This is a genomic window from Thauera aminoaromatica S2 (genome assembly GCF_000310185.1).
Classification (GTDB): domain Bacteria; phylum Pseudomonadota; class Gammaproteobacteria; order Burkholderiales; family Rhodocyclaceae; genus Thauera; species Thauera aminoaromatica.
Genome location: NZ_AMXD01000180.1, coordinates 1 through 6246, shown reverse-complemented (window position 1 = coordinate 6246; position 6246 = coordinate 1). Strand labels below are relative to the sequence as shown.

Here is a 6246-nt window from a genome sequence, read left to right as displayed (position 1 = left end):
GGCCTGCTGCGCCCCGGCAGGCGCCGCGCGGCGCAGCTCAGCGTCGAGCTCGCGCGCAACGCCGACGCCCTGCGCGCCCGCCTGCGCCCGCTGCTCGACGGCACCGAGCCCGTGCTCGACGTGCTGCTGCACTGCCCCGACCACTGCGTGCGCCAGCCCGGCACCGCCGGACTCGACCCCGAGCGCATCGTCGACGCCGGCCGGCGCGACCAGCTCCCCGCGATCGTCGCCGCGCTGACGCGGCCGCAGGAGGGCGACCCGGCGCTCGACGCCGCGCACCGCCAGGCCCTCCACCGCTTCTTCGCCGACCTGCTCGAGCTGGTGCCGGACGTGCAGTCGCACATCGGCCAGGTCGAAGACCTCACCACCCGGCTGTCGGGCGGGCTCACCGAGTGGGCGCGCCGCATCGTGGTCGAGCCGCACCGCCTGCGCGTGACCGCCACCGCCGGCAGCGGCAAGACCCAGCTCGCGCTCGCCGCCTACACCGACGCGCTCGCCGCCGGCCGGCGCCCGCTCTACGTGTGCTACAACCGTCCGCTCGCCGACCACTTCGCGCGTATCGCGCCTGCCGGCGGCGAGATCGCCACCTACCACCAGCTCTGCGACCGCCGCGTGCGCGACGCCGGCCGCAAGCCGGCCTTCGGCGCGCCCGGCGCCTTCCGCCGCATGGAGGCGGACTTCGCCACCCTGGTGCGCGAGCAGCCCGATCCCGCCTGGCAGTTCGACGAGCTCATCATCGACGAGGGCCAGGACTTCACCGAGCCCTGGCGCGATGCCCTGCTCGCGCTGCTGAAGCCGGCGGGGCGCGCCTGGTGGCTGGAAGACCCGCTGCAGAACCTCTACGACCGTCCGCCGGTGGCGCTGCCCGGCTGGGTGGGGCTGAGCGCCGACACCAACTACCGCACCCCGGCCGACGTGCTCGCACTCCTCAACGCCCGCCTGCCACTGCCCGCCCCGGTGCGCGCCGGCAGCCCGGTGACCGACAGCGAACCGGAGATCTTCGCCTGGCGCGACGAAGCCGGGCTGATGGATGCCACCAAACGCGCGATCACGCGCGCCCTCGGCCTGGGCTTCCGCCGCGACGCGATCGTGCTGCTGACCTTCCGCGGCCGCGAGCATTCGCGCTTCACCCCGCTCGACCACCTCGGCCCCCACCGCCTGCGCGCCTTCACCGGCCGCTACGACCTGCTCGGCGAGCCGGAGCACTCGCAGGGCGAACTGCTGATCGATTCGGTGTATCGCTTCAAGGGCCAGTCGGCGCCCTGCATCCTGTTTACCGAGATCGACTTCGAGACGACGGGCGGGCGAATGGACGAGCTCACCATGCGCAAGCTTTTCGTCGGCGCCACGCGGGCGACGATGAAGTTGATCCTGGTGGCGTCGGAGCGTGCGGCGGCCGCGCTCGCGCCGGTCGCGGAAGCGGGCTGAGGCGCCGCCCCCCGAACGCGGCGGGTCTCCGGGAAACGTAGCGCTACCCAACCGCCGCCATCGCGACTCGCGTCGCTCCTGCGAAAAACACCACGTTCCTGGAGCCGCGCTGCAGGAACGACGCGAGTCGCGAGCGGCCGTCGGGCTGCGACGCAGGATGCCGCGCCGCTGCGTGCTCAGACCTTCAGGTCGACCTGGCTCAGCGTGCCGACCCCACCGTCCTCGCGCAGGTAGACGCCGCTCGCGCGCATCACGCCCTGGGTGTCGTTCGCAGCGCCCTTCAGGCTGAACGGTGTCGCCACGCGGCCGAGGTGGAGGGCGCCGACGCCCGCCTCGCTCAGCGACCGCACGCTGCCCTTGCCCGCCGCATCCGGCCGCCACACGCGCAACTGCGACCAGGCGGCATCGGCCTCGTCGATCCAGCCGTTGGCATCGTCGTCGAGGCGGGCGAGTTCGGAAAAGCCGTCGCCGCTGGCGGGTCCGAAGAGCTCGCGGCCATCGTCGATGCGGCCATTGGCGTTACGGTCGAAGGCGAGGAAGCCGCTGCCGCTCACCAGCGGAAGCTTCTCCCTGGTGCCGTCGCTATCCAGATCGAAGTCGAAGCGCACCTCCGAGAGCGCCGCCGCGGGGCCGCCGAAGTCGAGCACCAGTGGATCCTTCAGGCGCTGGTCGCCGGCGCGCACACTGACCGCCACCGACTCGGTGTAGCTGCGCGACATCTCGAAGCCGAGCTCGAAACGGATCTCGGCACCGTCCGCGGTGCGCACCACGCCGGCGGCACCGAAGGCAATCGTCTCGGTCTCGCTGAAGCGGCTGCTGAAGTCGTATTCGAGCCCGAAGCCGGCGCGCCGTGCGCCAGCCTGGCCGCTCGTACCCGGGTTTGCTCCGGTCTCATAGCCAGACTCGGCGGCGTCGGCAGACTGCAGGTCGCGCATGCTGAAGCGCCGCACCGGCTCGCCGGTGAGGAACTCGATCATGCGGATCAGCATGGCGAGGCGCGGATCGTCTTCGACTGCCTCCTCGGCGACCGCGTCCACCGCCGCAGTCGCGCTCTCGGCCGCCAGGGCGTTCTGGCCCGCGGCGGAGAGCGCCACCACCGGGGGCTGCGTGCTCTCCGCTGCGGAGCCGGAATCGCGCGTGCCTCGCCAGACTTCGAGGCGCTCACGGGTCTCCAGCGACTGGGCGAAACGGTGCGAGGACTGGAGCTCGACACTGGACGCGGTGACTTTCATGTCTAAGGCCTCGCAAAGGTGACTGACCGGTACACCTAACGACATCCCGTCACGTTCCTTGACCGCGATCGGCCGCCTCGAAGTCCATCTGCGGGGACCGACGCCCGCGCCGCGCCGTCGACGGGCGAAGGTATTCGAGGTGCATCAGAAACTCGTTGAGCATTCATGAACACGTTCTATATTGAATATGCGCTCGATTGCAGCCCACGCACCGACATCCCTCGCATTCCTCGATGACATCCAGCTCGGGAGATCACGAATGTCCGCCCCAAGAGCCTATCGATTTCTGCTCGCCCTCGCCGCCGCGGCGACCGTCTCCAGCAGCCACGCAGCAGCCATCGCCTCGCAACCCTTCGACATCGGTGTCGACATGGTCCAGGTATTCAACGACCGGCTCGGCGCTGGCCGCTTCTTTGCCGGTGCGGGTACGGACCGCCTGCGCGTGAGCGCAAGGGTGACCCCCTCGCCGGATACGGACTTCTACGATCAGAGCTCGAACGGCGGCGAGACCGCGATCTTCGTCACGCACCCCTCCACTCCTGGGCTCGATACCCGCCTGCAGTTCGTCGGCCTCCAATCCGGCGGCGGCGGCGGCAAGAACGACTACACGACGACCTTCAATCTCGCCAATCCCTTCGTACAGGGGCAGCTCGCCGCCTGGGACGCGACCCCGTTCGCGTTGCGAATCGAGAACCCGTCCGCCCCCGGCGGCGAAACCACGAAGTGGGTCACAGCCCCGGACTACGACAGCAGCGTCAACCTGCCCTTCCTGCAAGATGTCGCGATCACCGGCGGCGGCCTCGCCCCCACCCTGTCGTGGACCGTCCCGCACACCACCGCGCCGATCACCAACATCCGTATCCAGCTTCGGCGCATCGACGCCGAGGAGCCCGGGCGCATCACCGCGGCGACGCTCGTGCACGAGGCCGTCCTGCCGCTGGGCAGCAACGGCTACACCCTGGATCAGGCCTTCAGCAACGGCGGGCTTCCCGGGCTGCCGAGCGGCCTGGAGCAGGGGAGCAAGTACGAAGTGGCGGTGATCCTCGAATCCGCCGAACCCGGCCTGATCAAGGGCCGCGCACGCACCTTCTTCGAGTTCACCCCGCTCACGGACGACGCCGGCGACAGGACGATCTACCTGCCGAGCGTGGACAGTGCGGGAAACTTCAACTTCGACATCGAGGTGAGGGCCGGCGAGACCATCCTGATCGATCCGGTGGTCGCGGTCGGCTATGACTATCAGATCGGCAGCGGGGATCCACTGTTCGCAAGCGTCACCCTGCCGAACGTCGGTGACGGAATCTTCGAACTCTGGCTTTACGACCTGAACCTCGCCGACTTCGTGTTCGAAACCTTTCTGGACGCAGGAGAGCGCTTCGACTTCACGGGCGGCGGCGTGGATCGGTTCCGCGTGCTCGGCATCGAGCCGTCGGCAGGACTGGATCCGACCGATGTGCAGGCTTTCGTGACCGAGATCGGTTTCACCGGGAATGGCCGGTTTACCGGTCGCATGACCCCGATCACCACCAATTTCACTCCCGTGCCGGAACCGTCCTCGCTCGCGCTGCTGGCCCTGGCGGTGCTGGCGCTCGGAGGACTGCGACGCAGTTGCCGCGCCGGAGGCTCGCTGCGCTAGCATGAGGGGATTCCCGCTTCGCCCGGAGTCCGCCATGAGCAACAAGCATCGCCACACCCTGGAAGCGATCTTCCGCGATCCGCCGGCCGGCAACCTGCACTGGCGCGAGGTCGAGTCGCTGCTGAGCCACCTCGGCGCCGAGGTCGAAAGCGGCCACGGCGCGCGCTTCCGCGTCGTGCTGAACCGGCGCGAGTTCTACCTGCACCACCCGCACCACGGCAGCGACTTCGGCAAGCAGGCGGTGAAGGACCTGCGCGAATTCCTCGCCAGCGCCGGCGTGTCGCCGTCGAGCTACCAGGACGGCACGGGCTGACGCAGCGCGCCCGACCGCATCGCGGTCGCGGGGCTTCGCCGCCGCGCCACGCGCCCGGAGGCGTGCGACGCAGGAATCCGGGCGCTCCAGCCGGCAGGCCGCACGCGTCCTCGACGGGCGTCGCTCAGGCGAGCGCGCGCGCGAGCTCCGCGATCGCCTCGTCCTTGTGGCCGCCGTCCGCCTCCGCCCACTCGGGGTGGGCGCGGGCGCGGCCGATCGCCTCGGGCAATGCATCCTTGCGCCAGCGCACGCTCACCGGGTCGGCGATCATCGGCATGCCTGCGCGCCCGGCATCGAGCTCGATGGGCTTCACCGCGGCGTGGCCGCGCCCGTCCAGCGCGACCAGCAGGCTGCGCTGGCGCAGCGCGACGATGCGCAGGATGGCGTCGTCCACGGTGAGCTCGCGGTGGCCGCGCAGCTTGGCGGCGAGGCGCTCTCCGTAGTGACCGAAGGTCTGCCACAGGCCGCCAGCGATGGCGCCGAGGGCGGCGGCGGCGCCCAGCGTGAGGCCGCCGGTCATCAGGTCGATGCCGACGCCGGCTGCCGCGCCCGCGGCGGCGCCGGTGCCGAGGCGCACGCCCATCTGGCGCAGGGTCTCGGGGTTGAAGAGGTCGTCGTCCCAGCGCCCGTCGGCGAGCGGCAACTCGGCCATGCGCGCGTCGTCGGCGCGGAAGCGGTACAGGCGCAGCAGCGCGTCCACGCAGGCCTGCTCGCGACTGCGCACGTCCGCGCGCAGGCGCTCGACCGCGCGCTGCAGCGCAGCCTCGTCGTCCTCGGAATCGGCGAGGCGGTCACGGCGCGCGGCGAGCTCGACCAGCAGCTCGGCGACCAGGCGGCGGGCGGCTTCGCGACGCGCCGCGGCCTCGCGCGCACGCGCCTCGATCAGGGCCTGCAGGCGGCCGCGGTGGCTGTGGATCAGCGTCGCCAGGGTGTCGAAGAGTTCGCGCTCGCCGTCGAGCGGCGGCGCCACGGTGTCGAAGCTGACCACCGCGTGCAGACCGAGGCGGGCGAGCGCGCCGCGCCAGTCGTCCGCCCGCGCCACCGGATCGGCGATGAAGTTGAGTACCGGCAGCAGCGGTCGCGCGCACGCGGCGAGCAGCTCGAGTTCGTCACGGTGCTTGGGCAGCACCGGATCGCGCGCATCCACCACATAGAGCGCAGCGTCGCTCGCCAGCATCTGGCGCAGCACCTTGGCCTCCTGCTCGAAGCGGCCGGCGGCCTCGTCGCGGGCGAGGAAGCGCGCCACGCGCTCGGGGCCGTCGACACGCTCGCCGGGGTCGACCAGATCGTCGATGAACTCGAGCAGCGCGATCGCGTCCTCCATGCCCGGGGTGTCGAAGAGCTCCGCCGCCGGCACGCCGTCGGCCATCAGGCGCAGGCCCTCGACGTGGCGGGTGGTGCCGGCGGAATCGGAGACCTCGCCGAAGCCCACGTCGCGCGCGAGCGTGCGCAACAGCGAGGTCTTGCCGGTGTTGGTGTGGCCGACCACGGCCACGCGCAGGATGTCGTTCATCGGGCCTCGTCTCCCCGTTCCAGCCAGCCGCACGCGGCGCCCGCGTCCGCCAGCGCCGCCGCCTCGCCCAGGCCGATCCCGGCCAGGCCCTCGCGCCACTGGCGCAGCCGCCCGGCCTGCTCCG

5 protein-coding genes are annotated in these 6246 nt (G+C 71.3%); 3 read left to right on the top strand and 2 right to left on the bottom strand.

From position 1 onward, the window contains the following. The coding region (locus C665_RS17760; RefSeq protein WP_004325037.1) for an ATP-binding domain-containing protein at positions 1-1428 on the top strand (1428 nt) is incomplete at its 5' end. Positions 1429-1604: 176 nt separating this feature from the next. On the opposite strand, the gene C665_RS17755 is transcribed toward C665_RS17760, so the two are convergent. Continuing rightward, the gene (locus tag C665_RS17755) at positions 1605-2660 is read right to left on the bottom strand and encodes an SPM autocatalytic domain-containing protein (protein ID WP_004325036.1); all 1056 of its coding nucleotides are present in this window, start codon (positions 2658-2660) and stop codon (positions 1605-1607) included. 187 nt (positions 2661-2847) lie between these two features. On the opposite strand from C665_RS17755, the gene C665_RS17750 reads away from it, so the two are divergent. Together C665_RS17750 and C665_RS17745 are read left to right on the top strand one after the other, a co-directional pair. Then, a complete protein-coding gene (locus C665_RS17750) occupies positions 2848-4296 on the top strand; it encodes a PEP-CTERM sorting domain-containing protein (protein ID WP_231570625.1) in 1449 nt (482 codons plus the stop codon). Between the two features lie 34 nt (positions 4297-4330). Then, entirely contained in the window at positions 4331-4609 is a 279-nt protein-coding gene (locus C665_RS17745) for a type II toxin-antitoxin system HicA family toxin (protein WP_004325032.1), read from the top strand. A 124-nt stretch (positions 4610-4733) separates the two neighbouring features. On the opposite strand, the gene C665_RS17740 is transcribed toward C665_RS17745, so the two are convergent. Then, positions 4734-6122, bottom strand: coding sequence for a GTPase/DUF3482 domain-containing protein (locus C665_RS17740; RefSeq protein WP_004325030.1), 1389 nt, complete (start codon positions 6120-6122; stop codon positions 4734-4736). Positions 6123-6246: the final 124 nt, after the last annotated feature.

What these genes read in the sequence shown, in the direction of transcription:
- C665_RS17755 (WP_004325036.1), bottom strand. Translation starts at nt 2,660, where the DNA reads ATGAAAGTCACCGCGTCCAGTGTCGAGCTCCAGTCCTCGCACCGTTTC.
- C665_RS17750 (WP_231570625.1), top strand. Translation starts at nt 2,848, where the DNA reads ATGCGCTCGATTGCAGCCCACGCACCGACATCCCTCGCATTCCTCGAT.
- C665_RS17745 (WP_004325032.1), top strand. Translation starts at nt 4,331, where the DNA reads ATGAGCAACAAGCATCGCCACACCCTGGAAGCGATCTTCCGCGATCCG.
- C665_RS17740 (WP_004325030.1), bottom strand. Translation starts at nt 6,122, where the DNA reads ATGAACGACATCCTGCGCGTGGCCGTGGTCGGCCACACCAACACCGGC.